The 20,207-nt window shown below is 63.7% G+C and carries 18 protein-coding genes; 3 read left to right on the top strand and 15 right to left on the bottom strand.

Features of this window, described 5'->3' with window-relative positions; all coding sequences use genetic code 11:
• Window positions 1-15: 15 nt before the first annotated feature.
• Entirely contained in the window at window positions 16-1,935 is a 1,920-nt protein-coding gene (locus tag F562_RS0104315; protein ID WP_018155703.1) for a purine-cytosine permease family protein, read from the bottom strand.
• 27 nt (window positions 1,936-1,962) lie between these two features.
• Entirely contained in the window at window positions 1,963-3,285 is a 1,323-nt protein-coding gene (locus F562_RS0104310; protein WP_211206431.1) for an ABC transporter substrate-binding protein, read from the bottom strand.
• Window positions 3,286-3,390: 105 nt separating this feature from the next.
• Between F562_RS0104310 and F562_RS18045 the strand changes: the two genes are divergently transcribed.
• The gene (locus F562_RS18045) at window positions 3,391-4,320 is read left to right on the top strand and encodes a sugar-binding transcriptional regulator (protein WP_018155701.1); all 930 of its coding nucleotides are present in this window, start codon (window positions 3,391-3,393) and stop codon (window positions 4,318-4,320) included.
• A 3-nt stretch (window positions 4,321-4,323) separates the two neighbouring features.
• Here the strand turns inward: F562_RS18045 and F562_RS18040 are convergent, their stop codons facing one another.
• From F562_RS18040 to efp, 3 genes are read right to left on the bottom strand one after another with little or no spacing between them, the layout of a single operon-like run.
• Window positions 4,324-5,118 carry a heparan-alpha-glucosaminide N-acetyltransferase gene (locus tag F562_RS18040; protein ID WP_051080144.1) on the bottom strand — a complete coding sequence of 265 codons (795 nt, stop codon included), beginning with the start codon at window positions 5,116-5,118 and terminating at the stop codon, window positions 4,324-4,326.
• Window positions 5,119-5,141: 23 nt separating this feature from the next.
• Entirely contained in the window at window positions 5,142-5,597 is a 456-nt protein-coding gene (gene nusB / locus F562_RS0104295; RefSeq protein WP_018155699.1) for a transcription antitermination factor NusB, read from the bottom strand.
• The gene (gene efp, locus F562_RS0104290) at window positions 5,594-6,151 is read right to left on the bottom strand and encodes an elongation factor P (RefSeq protein ID WP_018155698.1); all 558 of its coding nucleotides are present in this window, start codon (window positions 6,149-6,151) and stop codon (window positions 5,594-5,596) included. The genes nusB and efp overlap by 4 nt, the downstream gene beginning before the upstream one ends.
• 158 nt (window positions 6,152-6,309) lie before the next feature.
• Between efp and F562_RS0104285 the strand changes: the two genes are divergently transcribed.
• Entirely contained in the window at window positions 6,310-7,872 is a 1,563-nt protein-coding gene (locus F562_RS0104285) for an FMN-binding glutamate synthase family protein (protein WP_018155697.1), read from the top strand.
• Here the strand turns inward: F562_RS0104285 and aroB are convergent.
• From aroB to alaS, 7 genes are read right to left on the bottom strand one after another with little or no spacing between them, the layout of a single operon-like run.
• Window positions 7,869-8,954 carry a 3-dehydroquinate synthase gene (aroB, locus tag F562_RS0104280; protein WP_018155696.1) on the bottom strand — a complete coding sequence of 362 codons (1,086 nt, stop codon included), beginning with the start codon at window positions 8,952-8,954 and terminating at the stop codon, window positions 7,869-7,871. The genes F562_RS0104285 and aroB overlap by 4 nt on opposite strands.
• On the bottom strand, window positions 8,947-9,468 hold the full coding sequence (locus F562_RS0104275) for a shikimate kinase (RefSeq protein ID WP_018155695.1): 522 nt from the start codon (window positions 9,466-9,468) through the stop codon (window positions 8,947-8,949). Before F562_RS0104275 ends, aroB begins: the two co-directional genes overlap by 8 nt.
• Window positions 9,468-10,682, bottom strand: a complete 1,215-nt coding sequence (aroC, locus tag F562_RS0104270) for a chorismate synthase (protein WP_018155694.1) — start codon at window positions 10,680-10,682, stop codon at window positions 9,468-9,470. Before aroC ends, F562_RS0104275 begins: the two co-directional genes overlap by 1 nt.
• Window positions 10,683-10,716: 34 nt before the next feature.
• Entirely contained in the window at window positions 10,717-11,565 is an 849-nt protein-coding gene (locus F562_RS0104265) for a shikimate dehydrogenase (protein WP_026180990.1), read from the bottom strand.
• On the bottom strand, window positions 11,565-12,770 hold the full coding sequence (mltG, locus tag F562_RS0104260; RefSeq protein WP_018155692.1) for an endolytic transglycosylase MltG: 1,206 nt from the start codon (window positions 12,768-12,770) through the stop codon (window positions 11,565-11,567). The genes F562_RS0104265 and mltG overlap by 1 nt, the downstream gene beginning before the upstream one ends.
• Window positions 12,767-13,273 carry a Holliday junction resolvase RuvX gene (ruvX, locus tag F562_RS0104255; protein ID WP_026180989.1) on the bottom strand — a complete coding sequence of 169 codons (507 nt, stop codon included), beginning with the start codon at window positions 13,271-13,273 and terminating at the stop codon, window positions 12,767-12,769. The genes mltG and ruvX overlap by 4 nt, the downstream gene beginning before the upstream one ends.
• A gap of 7 nt (window positions 13,274-13,280) precedes the next feature.
• Window positions 13,281-15,977 carry an alanine--tRNA ligase gene (gene alaS, locus F562_RS0104250; protein WP_018155690.1) on the bottom strand — a complete coding sequence of 899 codons (2,697 nt, stop codon included), beginning with the start codon at window positions 15,975-15,977 and terminating at the stop codon, window positions 13,281-13,283.
• 329 nt (window positions 15,978-16,306) lie between these two features.
• Here alaS and F562_RS0104245 point away from each other — a divergent pair, with 329 nt between their 5' ends.
• Window positions 16,307-16,612, top strand: coding sequence for a GIY-YIG nuclease family protein (locus tag F562_RS0104245; protein ID WP_018155689.1), 306 nt, complete (start codon window positions 16,307-16,309; stop codon window positions 16,610-16,612).
• A gap of 391 nt (window positions 16,613-17,003) precedes the next feature.
• On the opposite strand, the gene F562_RS0104240 is transcribed toward F562_RS0104245, so the two are convergent.
• From F562_RS0104240 to F562_RS0104230, 3 genes are read right to left on the bottom strand one after another with little or no spacing between them, the layout of a single operon-like run.
• Complete coding sequence (locus F562_RS0104240) at window positions 17,004-18,107, bottom strand: ABC transporter ATP-binding protein (RefSeq protein ID WP_018155688.1); 1,104 nt, start codon at window positions 18,105-18,107, stop codon at window positions 17,004-17,006.
• An 11-nt stretch (window positions 18,108-18,118) separates the two neighbouring features.
• The gene (locus tag F562_RS0104235; protein WP_018155687.1) at window positions 18,119-19,180 is read right to left on the bottom strand and encodes an ABC transporter ATP-binding protein; all 1,062 of its coding nucleotides are present in this window, start codon (window positions 19,178-19,180) and stop codon (window positions 18,119-18,121) included.
• A complete protein-coding gene (locus F562_RS0104230; RefSeq protein WP_018155686.1) occupies window positions 19,177-20,154 on the bottom strand; it encodes an ABC transporter permease in 978 nt (325 codons plus the stop codon). Before F562_RS0104230 ends, F562_RS0104235 begins: the two co-directional genes overlap by 4 nt.
• Window positions 20,155-20,207 lie beyond the last annotated feature (53 nt).

Genomic DNA, 20,207 nt, shown 5'->3' with positions numbered 1-20,207 from the left:
GCGGACTGCAGAACGTCAACTCACGGTCGTATCGTCCTGCGGCGGCTTCCGGCGACCCTTGACCTTGGTCCGCAACCGCTGCTCGCTCTCCTCGAGACGAGTAGCGACCTTGCTGTCGTGTGTCGCAGGGGCTGCCCGACGGGCCGGCTGGGTGGTGTCAATGGGCGGTGCTTCGCGCGACTCGCTCGACAGGTGCTTCTTGGCCAACCACTTGGTGCGCTGTAATGCGCCCCAGGTCGTCACGAAATAGACGATCGTACCCACCAACGCCACGAGATAGAACCGGTCGAGGTTGACGTAGTACTCGTAGAGGTCGCCGCTGCGGAAGAGCACGTTCCAGGCCATCACCAGGATCGCGACGAGCGAGAGAATCCACACCGCTCGTAGGCCGTGGCCGATGATCGAAGAATCCTTGAAGGTGCGTGGATCCTCGGTTGCCGCGCGCCGCTCATGGAAGAGGCGCACCCGTTCGTTGAACTCTTCGTCCTCGGCGATATGGGCGGCGTAGTCCTCCCCAGCCCCAGCCCGTTTAGCCAAGACGGTGTAAATGATGATCGAGGCGAACCAGGCGGGAATGAACAGGTAGTAGTACGGGATCACCTGCAGGATCTGCAGGCCGAAGCCGACGACGAGCGCGCCTCCCCAGGCCACGAACGCTGGAACGTTGGTCCGCTGCTTGCGATAGCGCGACCAGTACTGCGTCATGCCCATCCGATGGAACAGGTGGTGCTCCGCGAAGATGATGCCGCCGATGGGGACCAGCAACAGACCCGCATAGGTCAACAAGGGCAGCATGTTTCGATAGACGAACGGGAACACGCTGGCAACCATGACCAAGACGCCGACCGCGAGCGTGACCTTGACCCGGGACACGTTAGGGAAGACCGCTTGCCCGGCCAATCCCGCCCGATAGATGTTCGAGTTAGCGGTCGTCCACCCCGCCACAATGACGGTCACGAAGCCAGCCGCACCCAAGGCGTGCCATGCGACATCGCCCGGCTCCAAAACCGCGATGCTCGTCGCGGTGATCTGAGCCACAGCGGCGCCCATGAGACCGGCGGCAATCCAGGCAATGTAGTGGCCGAACATCATGCCGGTCGCCGTGCCGTACGCGTACCGCGCCTTCTTGGCATAGCGCAACAACGCCATGTCGATCAGTCCGAAGTGGGCGAAAGTGTTTGCGGCCCAGGCGAACCCGGCAACTTCCCACAGCCCGATACCAGGCTCTCCTTCGGAGTTGACGCCAGTGAAGACCGTCGAACTCGCGACGTCGATGAACTGGTCGAAGCTGGTCAGCCGGGTCGTCCCGGCGATGGTTTCGGTGAGCATCGGCAGCAACACCATGCCGCCGACGGTGAACATCACCATCAACCACGGACCACAGATTGACGCGAACTCGGCCAAGGTGTCGAAGCCAAAGACCGCGACCAAGACCGCAACCGCGCTAAAGACCAACGCGATGATGATGAAACCAATGTGCGTGGGATAGGCCGATTCCTGCGCAGGGAAGCCAAAGATACCGCGAACTGCGGTTGCAGATACCGTGATCATCGCAGCGGAGATCACCGCGAAGATGATCGCGTTCGCGGCGTTGTAGACCCGCGACACCGAGTCACCCGCGATGCGCTGGAGATAGGTATAGAGGCTCAGTCGGGCCTTCACCGCGATGGGTGCAGTGATGAATCGGAAACTGAGCATCGCCAACGTATTACCGATGATCAGGCCGATCAGAATGTCCCAAATTCCCGCGCCGAGTGCCACGAACGTGGCACCGAAGACGAACTCCGTCGCCGCCACGTGCTCGGCGGCGTACAGGCCCGCGAAGTGGCCAGCCCCGTGCGTACGGTGTTCGGGCACCGGCAACTGCTCGGGGTCCATTGCCGCCAGTTCGGGATCCATCTCCGCCGGACTGGCCTTGGTCTCCTGAATGCTCATGTCAGTTCAGTCCGTTCTGCTGGGCCATCACTTCTCGGCCTGCCGATCTTGCTTGCCCATCACTTTGGTGGTGACCCACTGCGCGTTGCTCAGTGCTTCACCGCTGTCGATGTCGCCCGTGAGCGCCTTCGTCGCGCGGTTGCCGACTGCCGTTCCAATGCCTTGGAACTCGGGGATCGCGACGTACTGAATACCGACGTAGGGCACCGGGTCGACCGTCGGCTTCCGCGCGTCGGACGCATTAATCGCGCGCTCAGTCTGGCGGGCAAAAGGCGCGGCCTTGAGGTACTCCTGGTTCTGGTACAGAGACTTCCGTGCGCCGGGCGGAACATTGGCCCAACCGTGCTCGTCGGCCACGAGTTCGGTGTATTCCGGCGAGGTCGCCCACGTCGCAAACTTCTTTGCCATGGCCTTGTTGTTCGAACTGGTCGGCACCGCCAGCGACCATGCCCACAGCCAGGAACTGTCCTTGCTCTCGCCCGCGCCGGGAGCCGGTGCATACCCGACCTTCCCCTTGAGGTCGTCTTGAGCCGTGAGCGTCGAGCCGGCCACGGTGGAGTCGACCCACAAGGCGCACTTGCCGTCCCGGAACAGTTGGAGGTTCTCGTTGTAGCCGTTGCTGGCGACACTCTCGGGTGCGTGCTTGCCTAGGGCCACATACGTATTCAGGGCCTTCTTCCAGGCCGGAGTCTCCAACTGGGGTTTCCAGTCCTGGTTGAACCAACGTCCGCCGTAGGAGTTCGCCATGGCCGTCAGGAAGGCCACGTTCTCGCCCCAGCCCGCCTTGCCGCGGAGGCAGACATCGCCGCCGTCCACGGTGCTCAACTTTTTGGCAGCCGACTTCATGAATTCCCAGGTCGGCTTCGCGGGCATCGTCAGCCCAGCCTTCTTGAAGACGTCCTTGCGGTACATCGTGAAAGACGACTCCCCATAGAACGGCAGGGCATACAGCGCGTCCTTGGCGGTCAACGCACTGCGAATGTTGGGCAGCAGGTCCCCCACGTCATAACTGGAGGGCAGCCCAGTCATCGGCTCTAGGAAGTCCTTTTCCGACCAGATCTCTGTCTCGTATGCACCCAAGGCGACGACGTCATACTGACCGCCTTGAGCAGCGACATCGGTCGTCACCTTCTGCCGCAATTCGCCCTCGGCAAGAGTCACAAAGGAGACCCTGACCCCAGGATTCTTCGCCGTGAAGTCGGAGACCAACGACTTCATGCGCTGTAGGTCGGCGTTGTCGGGGATCGCCACCGTCAAGGTCTTGCCATCATCGGCAGGCTCATCCGAGGAGCAGCCAGCCAACGCAAGGAGAGCAACAACTCCCGGGGCTACTCGCCTTGACCAGATCATCACGTCATCCTCCGCTGCACGTCTGAGCATCATTGCCCGCTCGGGTGAGTATGATCAGGGTCACAGTCCGTGTCAACGATCTGGGGAAGAACGGTGAGCGCCTCGATGCCCCATTCCCGCTCCAGGCACCACGCTCACCTCGCCGTCGCGGTGGCGCGCCGCTACCACTTGGCGGGCGAGAGTAAGTCGGACATCGCTCGGTCGCTACAGATCAGTAGGTTCAAGGTCGCTCGCCTGCTCGAAGACGCCCACGCCATGGGGTTGGTCACCATCGAGGTTCGTGATCCCGATGGAGATGATCCGCTGGGCGTTGCCGTGGCCAGGAAGTTCGGCCTCGACGAGTGCGTCGTCGTTCGCGGCATCGGCGACCGCGACGCTGCAGCACTCGTCGGCGCTGCAGCCGCGCGCGTGGTCGAACGAACGGTCACCGCCGATGACGTCCTGGGGCTCCCGTGGTCCCGCGCGGTCCATGCCGCGATCGGCGCCCTCACGCATCTGCCAGCGATCGACATCGTCCAACTGTGTGGGTCGTTGGTGACCCCAGGGCAAGAGACGGCCTACGACATTGTTCGAGAGGCTGGGCGAATGACCTACGGCCACACGCTCTGGTACCACGCGCCACTCATCATGCCGACCGCTGAGGGTGCGAGCTCCCTAAAGGCGCACGGCGACATCGCCCGCGCCCGCGCGGCGGTCGACCAGGTCACCGTTGCACTCTGCAGCATCGGCGCCTGGGAACCTGACGGGTCAACAGTTCACGATGCCTTTTCCCTTGATGAGGCCCGGGCCGCCCGAGAGCGCGGCGTGGTCGGTGAATCGATGGGTCTGCTCTTCGACGAGCACGGGCAGACCACCGACAGTCCGCTTGCGCAACGCATCATCACGCTCACCCCGGATCAACTGTGTCGCATTCCTACCGTGATTGGGATGGCGCGCGGGGTAAACCGCGCCGCCGCAACGCGAGCGGCGTTGCGGGGTCGATGGATCCGGCGGCTCGTCGTTGACGACGCCCTGGCGGAAGCGCTGCTGACCTAGCGTCTATGTCGCCCAGCGGATGGCGTACAACGCTCCGAGCAGAATCGGCTGATGGAGCAGATAGATCACCAGCGTGTGGCGCCCAAGGAAGGCCAACCACTGCAACGGCGGACGATCAGTTGACACCTGCGCCAGGCGGGTATCTCCCCCGCGCATCCGAAGCGTGCGCATGAGCACAATCCCCATCAGGGTCAACGCAAACAGCGGCAAGACAGGAGCATGATCGATCGTGACCGGCCCGGCTTCCGTCAGCCCAGTCCAGGCCACCCACCGAGATCGACCGGGAATGTCTACCAACCCGGGAAGTGCCACGGCCAAGACCGCTGCGCCCACCGCCACCATGCGCGATGCCCACAGAAACGGCAGCGCTAGCACGCTGACCAGGGCGATGCATTGCAAGATGCCGAAGCTCACCCATTGAGCCGGCATCGCGATATAGGTCGCGAGGGAGATGACTACGCCGTAGGCCACCAGTTCCAGCGTCCGGCGGATAAACGCTTGGCGGCGAAAGCGATCGCCGTGTGCCAGCACCAGGCTGACCCCGACTAGAAACAGGAACGACCCGGCGATGCAGTGCGCGATCAGGACACCGGTGTCAGACCTGGCCGGGTGCCCGGCGAGATAGTCAAAGTCACCTAGATCCCAGACCAGGTGGTAGGCGATCACCGCCAAAATGGCGACTCCGCGGCCAGCATCGATCAGCCCGATACGAGGCGACCTATGGGGTGTGCGAACCGTCGACATCGGGGCGGCTGTGCTCGGCGTGGGTGTGTGCATTGACCCTCCGACGTTCGCCATGCCCGATCGGCTCCCTCTCCCCGCTAGACGAGGGTCGTCTTCACCTCGGACAACCGCGACAGCAGTCCATTGATGAACGTCGGCGATTCGTCGGTCGACAGGTCCCGAGCCAGTGCCACAGCCTCGCTGATCGCGGCACCGTCTGGGACATCGTCCTCATAGATCACCTCGTAGGCGCCGAGCCGAAGCACGGCGCGGTCCACCGACGGCATGCGTTCCAGCGACCAGCCCTTGGCGTACGTCGTGAGCGCTTCATTGATCGAATGCCAGTTTGCGGCCACGCCGCGCACCAGCTGCGCCGCGTAGGCACGCGGCGGAACCTCGCGTACTGGCTCGGCCATGCGCTGCTCAAGAAGCTCGATCACGTTGACCGCTCGCTGCTCAGATTCAAAGAGCAGGTCCACCGCCTCGCGCCGGGCTTTGGTCCGCGTGGTCGGCCCGCTGGCCCGCCGGGAGGGCGCGCTCGCCTCGTCGGTCACGCACGCCCCAGATAGGACCCGTCGCGGGTGTCGACCTTGACCTTGGTGCCGGTCTCCAAGAACAGCGGCACCTGGATCTCGGCGCCAGTCTCCAGGGTGGCTGGCTTGGTGCCGCCAGTGGAACGGTCCCCTTGCAGGCCCGGGTCGGTCTGCGTGATTTCCAGCACCACCGAGGCCGGCAACTCGACATACAGGACGGTTCCCTCGTTTTGCGCGACGATCGCCTCGTTGCTCTCCAGAAGGAAGTTGGCAGCACTGCCCACGGTGGCCTCTGGGACGTTGATCTGGTCGTACGTCTTGGTGTCCATGAACACGAAGTCGTCGCCATCGCGATAGAGGAACTGCATGTCCGCCCGGTCGACGGTTGCCGTTTCTACCTTGAGGCCCGCGTTGAAGGTCTTGTCGATGATCTTGCCCGACAGGACGTTCTTCATCTTGGTGCGCACGAACGCCGGACCCTTGCCAGGCTTGACGTGCTGGAACTCGATGATCGACCACAGGTTGTTGTCAATCTTGAGCACCATGCCGTTTTTCAGATCGTTCGTGGAAGCCATAGGTCTCTCTGCTCGTCGAAACTCCTGCGGACGCGCCGGGGCCCGCGAGGTGTAAAGGGATCTCGCACAGTCTACCGGGCGACACCGAGTGCTTTAAGCCGCAATGGTCAGGCCCCAAACGGTGGATGAAACCGCCCGGCATGCGCCAGACTCGCCCTATGGCTTGGACCCACGCTGCCGGAATTGCCGCACTCCTCACCGCGGGCGTCGCAGCCCGCGATCTCACCCAGAAGAAGCACGCCATCCTGCGCAACTTTCCCGTGCTCGGACATGGGCGTTATCTCTTGGAATTGGTGGGACCAGAGCTGCGCCAATACATCATCTCCAGCAACGACGAGGAACGGCCGTTCAGTCGCGACCAACGGTCCTGGATCTATGCCTCCGCCAAGGGACAGAACAACTACTTCGGTTTCGGCACCGATGACGACATCGAGAACCTCGTCGGCTACCCGATCATCAAACACCGCACCTTTAGCGACACCGTGCCCGCTGAGGGAATGCACTCTGAGGAAGCTAACCTGCCGTGCGCGAAGGTCCTTGGTGCCGCACGCGGGCGGGCTAAGGCCTACCGCCCTGGGTCGGTGCTTAACGTCTCAGCGATGAGTTTCGGATCACTGTCCGGACCCGCCATCGAGGCCATCAATCGCGGTGTTGCCGGCGCCGGCGCATTGCACAACACGGGTGAGGGTGGACTGTCCTCGCACCATCGCAAGGGCGGAGATCTCATCCTGCAGATTGGAACCGGATACTTCGGCTGCCGGGATGAACTCGGTCGCTTCGACATCGCCAAACTCAAGGATCTGGTCGCGGGTGCGCCCGTCCGCGCCATCGAGATCAAGCTCAGCCAAGGCGCCAAACCTGGACTCGGGGGCGTCCTCCCCGGCGCGAAAGTGACCGAGGAAATCGCTCAGATTCGCGGTGTGCCGGTCGGCAAGGACGTCATCAGCCCATCTCGCCATGCTGAGTTCCAGGATGTCGATTCGATGCTCGACTGGGTCGAGTTCGTGGCGACCGAGACAGGCCTGCCCGTGGGCATCAAGTCGGCCGTCGGCGATATGACGTTCTGGCAGCATCTGGTCACCCAAATGACCGAGACAGATCGCGGCGTCGACTTCATCACTGTCGATGGCGGCGAAGGCGGTACGGGCGCGGCCCCGCTCGTCTTCGCCGATTCGGTCGCACTCCCCTTCCTGGTCGGATTCACCCGTGTCTACAAGGAATTCGCGGCCGCTGGGTTGACCGATGACGTGGTATTTGTCGGGTCGGCCAAGCTCGGCTTGCCCAAGTCGGCCACGGTCGCCATGGCCCTTGGAGCCGACCTCATTCACGTCGCGCGGGAAGCGATGCTCTCGGTCGGGTGCATTCAAGCCCAGAAGTGCCATACCGGCGAATGCCCGACCGGTGTCGCGACACAGCACCCGTGGCTGGCTCGCGGATTGGACCCGGACAGCAAGTCCGAACGGCTGACGAACTACATCCGCACCATGCGGCGCGACCTACTCAAGGTCGCCGAGGCCGTGGGTGTGCTGCATCCGGGGCTCATCGATCCCGACGACATCGAACTGCTGGACCGGACGCGCTCCGGTGAGACATTGCGGCACGTCTACGGCTACGAGCCTGGATGGGGCGTGCTCGGGCCGCGGCTCCAGGATGAGATCAACTCGGTGATGAGTGGTGCGCCGACCGGAGGCCACGCGCCGAACTCGGCCACAACGCGCTAGGAGGCCCGCACTGCGTCGTAGGCGCCACGCAACCACGCGCCCTCAGGACCCTCAAGCCGCGTTGGACGCGCAACGTCGCCATCAAGCACCACGAACCGCAGTAACGAGCCACGGGTCTTCTTGTCGCGACGCATCGCGGTCATGAGTGCCTCGAAATCTGCGGCACCGCCGTATTCGAAGGGTAGGCCGACCGAGGACAACACCGCGCGGTGCCGAGCGAGCAGTGATTCGTCGAGCAAGCCTGCACGGTGGGCGAGTTCGGCGACATAGACCATGCCCACGGCCACGGCATCGCCGTGCCGCCAGGTGTAGTTTTCGACGTGCTCAATGGCGTGCGCGAAGGTGTGTCCGTAGTTCAGGATCTCGCGCAAGGAAGACTCCCGCAGGTCCGCTGCGACCACCTCAGCCTTGACCTGAACAGCGCGCTGGATCAACTCACGCAACACCTCCCCACCAACGGCGAGAGCGGCCTGCGGGTCAGCCTCGATCAGCTCAAGAATGACGGGATCCGCAATAAACCCGCACTTGATGACCTCGGCAAGGCCTGCCACCAGGTCGCGGGCGGGCAAGGTCTCCAACACCGAGGGGTCGATGAGCACGGCGGCTGGCTCATGGAACGCTCCGACGAGGTTTTTCCCCTCAGCCGTGTTAATCCCGGTCTTGCCACCGACCGCGGCATCCACCATGCCCAGCAGTGTTGTCGGCACCTGGATGACTCGAACTCCGCGCAGCCAGGAGGCCGCGACGTAGCCCCCGAGGTCGGTCGTTGCTCCCCCGCCGACCGCCACAACGGCATCGCTGCGCGTGAAGTCGTGCTGGCCGAGAGTAGACCACAACTCGGTGAGTACCGTTGCGGTCTTTGCCTGTTCGGCGTCGGGAGTCTCAACAACGACAACCTTGCGCTCACCCTGGCGCAACGCCGCTTCGATCGCGGGTATGAGGTGGCGCACCCCGGGCGCATGGATGAGGAGCACCCGCTGCGTCTGGTCGCCAAGGAGGCCGCCAAGGCGATCCCACAGTCCTGTGCCGATGAGCACGTTGTAGGCGCCGCCCACGGGAATCACTACTGGGTCCTCAGTCACCGAGAGCCTCCATCGCCTGCGCAATCTCCTGGGCGATCTCCTCAGGTGTCCGTCCGGACGTCTCCACCGTCACGGTCGCGAGGTGCTCATACGTCGGTCGGCGCTGCCCCATGAGTCGTGTCCACTGAGCGCGTGGATTGACCGCCAGCAGGGGGCGACTCTGATCGAATCCGACCCGACGCGCAGCATCCCGAATACTGACCTCGAGGAACACCACCTGATGGCCGGCGAGCGCCTCCTGGACGACGGCCTGCATCGGAGCACCACCGCCGAGCGCGATAACACCATCGGATTCCTTGAGCGCCCGGAGAACCGCCGCAGCCTCAAGTTCGCGAAAACGAGGTTCACCGTCGTCGACAAAGATCTCGGAGATCGTGCGGCCCTCGGTCTGCTCGACCATCGCGTCTGTATCGAGGAATTCCCGGCTCGATTGCTCTGCGAGAGCCCGACCTACCGTGCTCTTTCCTGCTCCCGGGGGGCCGATGAGGACCACCGGGCGTCGCTGGTGACTCATCAGCGCATGACCTTGGGAATGTTTGCCAGATAGTTCTCGTAGTTACGGCGAGTCTCAGCAACGGAGTCGCCGCCGAACTTCTCGACGCACGCCTCGGCCACCACAAGGGCAACCATCGCCTCGGCGACCACGCCGGCCGCCGGGACGGCGCACACATCGGACCGCTGGTGTATCGCCGTCGCCGCTTCGCCGTTGGCGACGTCGATGGTCTGCAGTGCCCGTGGCACCGTACTGATCGGCTTCATCGCCGCCCGCACTCGCAGCGGATCGCCGGTGGACATACCTCCCTCGGACCCGCCCGCGCGACCGGACGTCCGGGTGAGGGTGCCGTCCGCGCGCACGATCTCGTCATGGGCCACCGATCCACGGCGAGCCGCCGTCTGGAATCCGTCGCCAATCTCGACGCCCTTAATGGCCTGGATGCCCATTAACGCGCCCGCCAGGCGACTGTCGAGACGGCGGTCCCAGTGCACGTGCGATCCAAGACCCGGCGGAAGCCCATAGGCGAGCACCTCGACGACCCCGCCGAGAGTGTCTCCGGCCTTCCGCGCCGCATCGACCGCGGCCACCATGGCGGCTGAACCGTCGGCGTCCAAGGTGCGTACCGGGTCGGCGTCGAGCCGCTCGACGTCATCGGGCGTCGGCAAGGTGGCGCCATCGGCCACGCGGCCTTCACCGATCGAGATCGTGTGCGAGACCAGCCGGATGCCGTACGCCTGGAGAAGGAAATTTGCTGCTACCTGGCCCAGAGCCACCCGCGCCGCAGTCTCGCGTGCCGAAGCGCGCTCAAGAATGGGGCGGGCCTCATCAAAGCCATACTTCTGCATGCCCACGAGGTCAGCATGCCCCGGGCGGGGCCGCGTCAGGGGTCGGTTGCGCGCCAGTTCCTTCTCCGCGCCCACATCGTTTGCCGCGGCGAGGTCGGCGTCCTCGACCGGCTCAGGACTCATCACCGTCTGCCACTTGGGCCACTCGGTGTTGGCAATGTGAAGAGCGACCGGCGAGCCGATCGAGGAGCCATGACGGAATCCGCCAAGGAGGCTCACCTGGTCCTTTTCGAAGGACATCCGCGCGCCCCGACCGTAGCCAAGACGTCGCCGTGCCAAGGCGGCCTGCAGGTCAGCGGTTCGGAGTTCGACGCCAGCGGGCAAACCCTCGAGTACGGCCACCAACGCCGGCCCATGGGACTCTCCAGCGGTCATCCAGCGCAGCATGACGGCGATCCTTCCATGTCGAGGCTCAGGAGGCTCACGCGCGGTCAGCCGACAATGCCGCTCGGCCCGCGGTTTGCATGGCCTCCACCGGGGCTTGAAGACCCGTCATCAACTCAAACTGGGCCGCGGCCTGGTGCACCAGCATCTCCACACCGGAGACCACAGTCGACCCGCGCTGTTCGCACGCCTGGGCGAAATCCGTGGGCCAATCGGCGTAAGAACAATCCAGCACGACCTGGCCCGATGGTGCCTGTGTCTGCTCAAGCGCCGCAGCCAACGGAGTAGCAGCTCCGCTGGGTGTGGTGTTGACCAGTACATCGGCCTGCGCCCAATCACCCACCGGATCGGTGAAATTGACTGAGTTCAGGGAGAATCCGTGATCCAGTGCTTGCGCCCTAGTGCTCTCGCGTACGCCCTTGCGGACAACGAAGGTCACCGCCTGCACGTTCAGGTGATGCAACCCGGCGAGCACCGCCCGCGCCGTGGCACCAGACCCGATGACCGCGGCGCTAGTGATCGGTTTCGAGGTGGTGGCGAACGCACCGGCCAGCGCAGCGGTGGCACCGTGAACGTCGGTATTTTCCGCATCCCAGCCACCGTCATTTCGGCGGATCAAGGTGTTCGCCGCGCCGACTTGCAAGGCGGTCGGGCTGGCCTGCTCGGCCACCATCAATGCCTCCTCCTTAAGGGGCATGGTGATCGATAGGCCGCGCCAGTGCGGACCCAGGCTGAGCAAAAAGTCGCGAAGCTCTGGCACCTTCACGTCATGGGAGGAATACGCCCAGTCGTGCAGACCACGCTCGGCGTAGGCCGCTCGATGGAGAACAGGTGACAGGCTGTGCTCGATGGGTGAGCCCAACACGGCCGCTCGCGACCGCGCCATCAGCACTTTCCGTCGTTCTTCTTGCACCAGGCTTGGAACTCCCGCACGTTCGCATCATGGCCGTTCTTGTCCGTCGCGAACTTCGTCTGGCCCGTCTCCGGGTTGACTGTGACGAAATAGATCCAGTCCCCCTCTGCAGGGTTCGACGCCGCCTTGAGCGCCGCCAGTCCGGGGTTGCTAATCGGACCGGGAGGCAAACCCTGTTCCTCATAGGTGTTGTACGGGCTCTTGACCGCCCGATCCTGGTCTGAGGTGGTAATCGTGCCGCGCTTCTTCAAGGCGAAATGGATGGAGGAATCCATCTGCAGCTTGCCGGCCGTCTCGCCGCCGTCCTGCATACGGTTGAGGATCACCCGTGCGACCTTGTCGTCGTCCTGGCCACCAGGAGACTCCGACTGCACGATGCTGGCGATCGTGACCGTCCTATGCATCTCTGCGGGGCTGATGCCCAGGGGTTTGACTTGCTTCTCAAACTCCGTGACCATCCGCTTCAACTGATCGCTGGCGCTTTCGTCGTCGGAGAACTCGTAGGTTGAGGGAAAGAGATAGCCCTCCATATTGCCTTCGGCGCCCGCGGGCAAGCCCAAGTCGGCGGACTTCACCTTCTTGTAGTCCGCGACCGGTTGTCCGGTCGCCTTCGACAGACGCTCAAAAATCTCCGAAGCCCACAGGCCCTCCGGGATGGTCACGCCGCCGTTCTGGCGGCTGGACGGGTCCAGCATGAGTGCCAGCGCTGACGACGAACTCATTTCCTTGCGCATCGCGTAGGTGCCTGGTCGGACCTTCGCCGCCTCCGGGTCGGCGCCGAACACCGCCGCGAATGTGGACGCGGATTTCACGACTCCCGCATCCGCGAGGCTCGCGCCAATGTCATACCCGGTATCGCCTTTACTGACTTTGACCTCAGCGCTGCCGTGGCCCTCGCCCGAGTAGTCGCCTTCGTCACTGGATCCGAGACTCAGCGACGGCACACCCAACCCGAGGGTCTTCAACGCGATCCCACCGCCGCCCACCACCAAGGCGAGCGCAATAACGATCGGGATCCACCGTCGGGGCTGACGAGGCTCCTCATCGAACGGGTCACCGTAGTCGACATGCTCGCGGTGCTCTCGGCGATTGCGCGGTGGTGGCTGCGCAGCGGCATGCTCTGGCCGCCGCTCGGGCTCATCCCCGAAGAGCGAATCTTCGAGATGCGGGTCTTTCATTCCTCACCTTTCGGGTGGGCTGAACGCTTCGTACGCGGCTTTCGTCCGCCGACTAATTCACCGGCAGGCTGTCCGGTGAGGCGCTCGGAGTCAAGCGCGACTTGCAGAATGAGCACAGCTGCCTGCTGATCAATGTGCGCACGATGCTCGTGCATCCGTAGTCCGCTGTCGCGCAGTGATCGATGCGCATCCACCGTGGTGAGGCGTTCGTCCACCAACCGTACCCCGGTCGACGCCAGTTCCTTCTTCAACTCGCGGGCCCAGGCACGTGCCCCGTCCGCCGCCTCGCCTTCCCGGCCGGACAGGCCGATGGGGAGCCCGACCAGAATCTCGATGGCGTCGCGGTCTCGAGCAATCTGCGCGATATGCCGGATGTCTTTGCGGCCGTCGCGATCACGAGCAACCGTCTCGACTGGGGTCGCGAGAATCCCGTCGGGATCCGATGCCGCCAGGCCCACGCGGGCCTGGCCAACATCTACCCCCAGTCGGATTCCACGTCTCATCCGCGGCTCAGCGAACGATGTCGCGAATAGTCTGCTCGACCTGCTCTAGGGCGAGCCCACGCTTGCTCGGATCGCTGCCGCCACCCTGGGCAAGGTCGGGCTTGCCGCCGCCGCCACCGCCGAGAGTCTGCGCGGCGACCTTCACCAGGTCCCCCGCCTTGACTCCTCGTCCGCGAGCTTGATCGTTGGTGGCGATCACCACGACCGGGCGCTCGCCGCCTCCGGTGACAGCCACGACGCTTGGCGACTCGTCACCCAGTCGTCCTCGCAGATCCAGAGCGAGAGTGCGGACGTCTCCCGCGTCCAGCGCGCCGCCATCGTGCGCGACGAAACGGACGCCATTGAGGTCACGGGCCTGGTCGATGAGGCTTCCCGCTTGGGCGAGCACCTGCTGCTGACGCAGCTGGTTGAGGGCCCGCTCCGCCTCCTTGACTCGTTCGAGCAACTCCGCGACTCGGTCCTTGAGCTCGGCAGGTTGGGCCTTGACCAACTGGCTGAGTTCGGTGACCAGCGCACGTTCTTTGGCGAGATAGCGCAATGCCTCCATGCCGACGAAGGCTTCGAGCCGACGTACGCCGGAGCCAACGGAGGACTCCCCTGTCAGGCTGAGCGCTCCGACCTGCGAGGAGTGGGCCACGTGCGTGCCACCGCACAGCTCTCGTGACCATTCGCCACCGATCTCGACGACGCGGACCTGCTCGTCGTAGGTCTCTCCGAACAGCGCCAACGCGCCAAGGTCCTTGGCTTCCGGGAGGGTCATATAGGCCGCCGCGACCGGAAGGTCTTGCCGGACCGCGAGGTTGGCGACTTCTTCGATCTCGCTACGGGTATCGCTGGACAGCCCGGAATTCCAGGCAAAGTCGAGCCTCAGGTAGCCCGGCTTGTTGTAGGAGCCGGACTGAAGCGCGGACGGGCCAAGCACCTGGCGCAGGGCCGCGTGGACGACGTGGGTGCCTGAGTGTGCCTGGCAGGCCGACACGCGCCACTCTGAATCGACCTGGGCTTGCACCAGGTCGCCCATGCTCACCGGGCCGTCGAGCGCCTCCACCGTGTGGGCAATGAGGCCCTTGACCGGACGCTGCACATCGCGGACGCGCAGGCGACCCTGGGGCGTGACGATGATGCCGTCGTCGGCGATCTGCCCGCCGGATTCGGCATAGAAGGTGGTGCGGTCCAGGATGACCTGCCCGCTCTGGCCCGGCTGCAGTTCGTTGACCTGCGTTCCGTCGAGCACCAGGCCGGTGACTGTTGCCTCGCAGTCGAGCGCGTCGTAGGCGAGGAACTCGGTCGCGCCCTTGCCGCGCAGGTCTTTCCAGACGTGAGTGTCTGCGTGGCCGGACTTCTTCGACTTGGCGTCAGCCTTGGCGCGCTCTCGCTGCTCGGTCATCAACCGGCGGAAACCGTCTTCGTCGACTTTGACCCCCTGCTCGGCGGCCATCTCCAAGGTGAGGTCGATAGGGAATCCGTAGGTGTCGTGCAGGGCGAAGGCCTGGTCCCCCGCGAGGGATGGCGTCGCGCCTCCTGCAGCGGTTTTGGCCCGGGATACCGCTGAGTCCAGGATCGTCGTGCCCTGCGCGAGAGTGCGGCGGAAGGCTTCTTCCTCGGCGTAGGCGATCTGCTTGATGCGGGCCGCGTCCGCCTCCAGCTCCGGGTAGGACTGACTCATCCGCTCAATGCTGATCGGGAAGAGCTCCGGCAACGCTGGCTTGTCGTAACCAAGGAGTCGCATGGCTCGCACCGCACGACGCAGCATGCGGCGCAGCACGTAGCCGCGGCCCTCGTTGCCTGGCGTCACGCCGTCGCCGATCAGCATCAGCGAGGAACGAATGTGGTCGGCTACAACGCGCAGGTGGACGTCGTCGGGGTGGCTGTGCGCCGCGTCGGCCTGGGAGAGCGCGCCGTAATCCTTGCCGGTGAGTTCAGCCGCCCGGTCCAGCACCGGGAAGACCTCGTCGATCTCATAGAGGTTGTCGACGCCCTGCAGCAGGCAGGCCATCCGCTCCAGGCCCATGCCGGTGTCGATGTTTTTCGCGGGCAGGGGGCCCTGCACGTCAAAGTCAGATTTCGAACGCACCGCTGACAGTTCGTCCTGCATGAACACCAGGTTCCAGAACTCCATGTAGCGGTCCTCATCGACCGCCGGACCACCCTCGGCACCGTACTCCGGCCCACGGTCGTAGAACAGTTCTGAGGAGGGACCGCCAGGTCCGGGCACACCCATACTCCAGTAGTTGTCTTCCTCGTCGCGGCGAGTAATGCGCTCTTCAGGGATGCCAATAACGTCGCGCCAGATCGCGTAGGCCTCGTCGTCCTCGCGGAAGACCGTCGGCCAGATGCGTTCGGGGTCTAGGCCGTACCCACCCTCAGACTGTGGCGTGGTGATCAAGCCCCACGCGAGGGTGATCGCGCCCTCTTTGAAGTAGTCGCCAAAGGAGAAGTTGCCGTTCATCTGAAAGAACGTGCCGTGCCGGGAGGTCTTGCCGACCTCCTCGATGTCCCCGGTGCGTACGCACTTCTGAACGCTCGTCGCGCGCTTCCATTGCGGAGTCTGCTGGCCAAGCAAGTACGGCTTGAACGGCACCATGCCCGCGTTGACGAACAACAGGTTCGGGTCGTCATAGATGAGCGGAGCGCTGGGAACCACGGCGTGCCCGTGCTGCTCGAAGTAGCGCAGCCAGCGACGGCGGATCTCAGCGGTCTCCATGGGGCATTCCTTTGGGTAGAGCAGCGAACAAGGCAGCGCGCCCAACCCTAATGCCATATCCCCCCGAGCCCCCACCACGCCGGTCGAGTAGACCGAGGCGCTAGCCGAGGCCGTATCGAGACCAAGCCCACCACGCCGGTCGAGTAGGCCGAGGCGCTGCCACACCACGCCGGTCGAGTAGACCGAGGCGCTGCCCCACCACGCCGGTCGAGTAGACCGAGGCGCTAGCCGAGGGCGTATCGAGACCACCCAAACACCTATCCACAGGGACCCACACCAAGCAAGATCTGTGCACAGGCACTCCGGGATAGCGCGACACCGTCGAGAACATGTCGCACTCTGACGACATGCCTTCGGTATACATGCTTCGGTGCGGTGACGGCACGTACTACGTCGGGAGCACCAGGAGCCTTCAGACCCGACTGGACCAGCACGCCAGCGGACACGGCGCGAAATACACCGCTCGCCGTCTACCTATCGAGCTGGTGTGGTCTCAGGAGTACGCAAGCGTCGCCGAGGCGTACGCGATGGAGAAGAAGATTCAGGGCTGGAGCCGAGCGAAGCGTGAGGCGCTCATCGAAGGCCGTTTTGGTGACCTTCCGAAACTTGCGCGTAAGCGGTCGCGACCGCGGTGAGCCGTGACCAATCAGCCGGTCGAGCCAGCTGGTGCCATACCTCCCGCCGGTCGAGCCGCACGCCCCAGCGCGAGCCGAGTCGAGACCCCCCCGGGCAAACATCGGTCTCGATACGGCCTCGGCTAACGCCTCGACCTACTCGACCAGCGTTGAGGGCTTGGACTCGACCAGCGCCACACCACCCGCCGGTCCAGCCGAGTCGAGGCCCACAGGCAAACAACAATCTCGATACGGCCTCGGCTAGCGCCTCGACCTACTCGACCGGCGTTGAGGGCTCGGACTCGATACGGCCTCGGCTAGCGCCTCGACCTACTCGACCGGCGTTGTGGGGCTTGGTGTCGACCGGCGTTGCGGGGCTTGGTCTCGACCGGCGGTTTGGGCTTGGACACGCTTAGATGTGGGCGACCAACTCGGTCTTCTTCTCGGCGAAGTGGCAGGCGATCTGGTGCAGCTGCTTGCCGCCGGTCTTCTCCTCCAGCACGGGCTCCTCGGTGGCGCAAATCTCCTGCGCCTTCCAACAACGTGTCCGGAATCGGCACCCGCTCGGCGGGTTAATCGGGCTGGGCAGGTCGCCTTCAAGCCTGATCCGTTCGCCGGGTTCGGCACCCCGGACGACATTAATGTCCGGTGCCGCAGACAACAGCGCCTGAGTGTAGGGATGCTGTGGTTGGTCGTAGATGTCTTCTCGGTCACCGACCTCCATGATCTTGCCGAGGTACATGACGGCGACTCGGTCGCAGAAGTGGCGTACGACACCCAGGTCGTGAGCCACGAAGACGAACGCGAGGTCAAACTCCTTGCGCAACTTCTCCAGGAGGTTCATCACCTGCGCCTGAATCGACACATCCAGTGCCGACACCGGCTCGTCCGCCACAATCATCCGCGGCTCCACGGCGAGGGCCCGGGCGATACCGATGCGCTGACGCTGACCACCGGAGAACTCGTTGGGGTAACGGTTCACGTGCTCAGGATTAAGTCCGACCAATTCGAGCAATTCCTGAACACGCGCCTTACGCCTGTTTTTCGGCACAAGGTTGTGGATCTCCAGTGGGGTGCTGATGATGCTGCTGACGGTCTGCCGCGGATTCAACGACTGGTACGGGTCCTGGAAAATGAACTGCAAGTCTCGACGCAACGGCCGTAACGTGCGCTCTTTGGCGTGCGCGATCTCTTGACCATCGAATATCACCGAGCCTGACGTCGGCTCCATGAGTCGGGTGATCATCCGACCGGTCGTCGTCTTACCGCAGCCGGATTCTCCGACCAGACCGAGCGTCTCGCCGGGCGCGACGTCGAAGGACACTCCGTCCACCGCACGCACCGTCTGTTTAGTCGGCAACAGCCCGTCAAACTCCTTGATCGGGAAGTGCTTGACGAGGTCCTTCACCTCCAGCAGAGGCTTACGATCGCCACCGCGGCGCGGGTGCACGATGGTCTCGGAGTGAGCCGATGCCGCGTGGTCAGCGTCATGCGGCAGATTCTCGTCGTGTGTCATGTTGGCGTTCCTCACTCCAGCGTCGCGGCGATCTCGTGATCGAAGATCTCCGCAGGGTCGGCCAGATGGCAGCGTGTTCGGCGGGACTGGTCGCCCGGCGCCACCACGAGATCCGGCAGGGTGGTGGAGCAAGATTCGCCCACCCGATCCTTAAACGCGCACCGGGGGTGGAACGAGCAACCAGTCGGCAGGTTGATCAAGGATGGCGGCAAGCCGGGAATCGTCTGCAGGTCGCCGCCTTGGGCAGACAGTTTTGGGACCGAACCAAGCAGACCCCAACTGTATGGGTGCCGCGGATTGGCAAGGACCTCGTGGGCAGTGCCGTACTCGACGCACCGCCCGCCGTACATCACCAGCACGTCGTCCGCGACCTCGGCCACGACGGCCAAGTCGTGGGTGATCAGGATGATGGCCGAGCCAAACTCCTTCTGCAGGTCCGACATCAGGTCAAGAATCTGTGCCTGAACGGTGACATCGAGTGCAGTCGTAGGCTCGTCCGCGATCAGCAACTTGGGGTCATTGATCAGCCCTAGCGCGATCATCGCGCGCTGGCGCATTCCGCCGGAGAACTCGTGCGGGTACTGCTTGGCACGCCTGTCCGGGCTCGGAATACCGACCCGATCGAGCATCTCAATGACGCGCTTCATGGCAACGTCTTTGGACACCTTGTTGTGGACTCGGTAGGCCTCCGCCAATTGCGGGCCGATCTTCTTAAACGGGTGGAACGAGCTTTGCGGATCCTGGAAGATCATCGACACTGTTTTGCTGCGTGCCTTACGGATGACATCCGGCGCCGCGCCGACCAATTCGGTGCCATCAAGATTGATCGACCCACTCATCAAGGTCTTCTTCGGATCGTGCAGTCCCATGACGGCCATGCTGGACACGCTCTTGCCTGACCCAGACTCACCAACGATGGCGAGGGTTTTTCCCAGCTGAACCTCGTACGACAGACCGTTCACCGCACTCACCAAGCCATCGGCCGTGGGGAACTGAACCGTAAGGTCTTTAACCTGAAGAACTGTTTCGCCCGCCGAGGGAACCGTCGGCTGGGTTTCGTATGCCGTGCTCATGACAGCTTCACGCGGGGGTCCACCACTCCGTATAGCAGGTCAACGATGAGGTTCAGGGTCACAACGAAGAACGCGCCGACCAGCACTACGCCAGCGATGACGGGCAGGTCGCCCGTATTAAAGGAATCGATGGCGAGATTGCCCATGCCGTTGATGTTGAAGATTGTTTCGGTGAAGATCGATCCGGCAAATTCCAGTCCGACGTTCAATCCGACCAAGGTCACAAACGGCGCGATCGCGGCACGCAGAGCGTGCTTGACTGAGATCGTTCGCTCAGACAGGCCCTTGGATCTCGCCGTTCGCACATAGTCTTGATTTTGGGTGTCGATCATGGAGGCACGCACATATCGAATGTAACTGCACGACGCCACGCCGCCCCAGAATAGCCAGACCCCGGACATTCCGATAGCCCATTGGATTGGGCCGTCGGAGATCGGCGAATATTCGGGCCGGGGCAACACACCCCAGATCACCATCACATAGAGATAGAAGAGCAGAGCGATCACGAAGTAAGGAACCGAGCCAATCAACTGGCTCACCGTCACGATCGTGCGGTCTATCCAGGTCGCCCGATGTCGAGCGGCCAGGACTCCAAACAGGAGCGCGATGCTGACATAGACAATCACACCTCCCGCGATGAGCGAGGTCGTGACCGGGAGCGCCTCGAGCACCATGTCAGTGACCGGGCGGTTCTGGATGTAAGACCAGCCCAGGCACGGCGCGTCGCACTTGCGCACTTCGGTCTCGGTGCCGACGAACAAGCCCTTGGTGTATGTCGTGAACTGCTCGGTCTTGGGCTTGTCCAAGCCAAGGCTCTTGACGACTGACTCATAGCGCTCGGCCGTGCACTGCTCCCCACAAATGGCACCTGCGGGATCGTTCGGTCCGAGGAAAAAGATGGAGAACGTCACCACGATCACCCCGAACATCACGGAGATACCGAGCAGCAGACGGCGAAAGATGTAGACAAGCACGGGTTCTGGCTCCCACTGGCAGAAGATAGGTCAGATGCTGGCAATCAAGTCGG

The sequence above is a fragment of the Demetria terragena DSM 11295 genome (genome assembly GCF_000376825.1).
Taxonomy (GTDB): Bacteria; Actinomycetota; Actinomycetes; order Actinomycetales; family Dermatophilaceae; genus Demetria; species Demetria terragena.
This window is presented reverse-complemented; position numbering and strand designations above follow the sequence as displayed.